At 69.7% G+C, this 977-nt stretch carries 1 protein-coding gene and 1 tRNA gene; both read right to left on the bottom strand.

Going from position 1 to position 977, the window contains the following annotated elements:
• Positions 1 to 41: 41 nt before the first annotated feature.
• Positions 42 to 114: transfer RNA gene (locus AXW62_RS39730), tRNA-Thr, on the bottom strand.
• A gap of 60 nt (positions 115 to 174) precedes the next feature.
• The gene (locus AXW62_RS39735) at positions 175 to 873 is read right to left on the bottom strand and encodes a DegT/DnrJ/EryC1/StrS family aminotransferase (RefSeq protein ID WP_060948561.1); all 699 of its coding nucleotides are present in this window, start codon (positions 871 to 873) and stop codon (positions 175 to 177) included.
• Between the last annotated feature and the right edge of the window lie 104 nt (positions 874 to 977).

The following is a 977-nucleotide window of genomic DNA, read 5'->3' on the forward strand; positions in this document are numbered from 1 at the left end:
TGACGAAGGCCCCCGCCGTATGACGGGGGCCTTCGCGGAAGAGCCCCAATACGGAATCGAACCGTAGACCTTCTCCTTACCATGGAGACGCTCTGCCGACTGAGCTATTGGGGCGCGTCGACGGGATAGATCATACCCGAACTCGAGTGCCCTCCCGACCACCCGCCCCAGGGCTCAGGCGGCCGACTGCAGCAGTCCGCCCAGCGCGTTGCAGGCCGAGACCACGCGCTGCAACTCCCGCCGCGACATGGCCGGATCGACGGGCAGCGCCAGGCATTCGTCGGCCGCCCGTTCGGTCTCCGCGAGCCACAGATCGCGCCGGAAGCGCGCGGTGCGGTGTGCGGGCGTCTGTACGGGGACATGGCACACGACGCCGCGAGAACGCAGCGTACGGGCGAAGGCGTCGCGGTCCGGCCGGCCATTGCCGGGGACCCGGACGACGTACTGCTGATAGGTGTGTTCCACCCCGGGCGCGACCGCCGGTGTGAGCACCCCGCGCAGCTTTCCGTCCAGATAGGCCGCGTTCGCCTGCCGCCGCAGGATCTCCCCGGCGGGCTCGCGGACCGCCCCGTGTCCGATCACCAGCACGCCGTGCCGCCGGCCGAGCGCGGTGAGGGCCGCCATGTCGGCGGGGTGTCCGAAGGTGTGGACGGCCACGACGGCCGCGGTCCGGGGTGTCAGCGCCTCGGCCACCGCGGCCGGGTCTATGCAGTAGGAATGGGCGTCGATGTCCACGAACACCGGCCTGGCACCGGCCAGCAGCACCGCCTCCGCGGCCTCAGAAGTGCCGTAGGACGGCACGATCACCTCGTCGCCCGGCCGTACGCCCGCCCGGGTCAGCTCATGCAGCAGCTCATCCGTAGTCGTCCCCATGAGCGGCATGGTGCCCACACAACATGAACACCGAGTGGCCCGCACGACAACAAAAGAAGAGCCCTGCCGGTGACCGAAGTCCCGGCAGGGCTCTTTCCATAAAA

The sequence above is a fragment of the Streptomyces hygroscopicus subsp. hygroscopicus genome, from assembly GCF_001553455.1.
In the GTDB taxonomy this organism is placed as follows: Bacteria; Actinomycetota; Actinomycetes; order Streptomycetales; family Streptomycetaceae; genus Streptomyces; species Streptomyces hygroscopicus.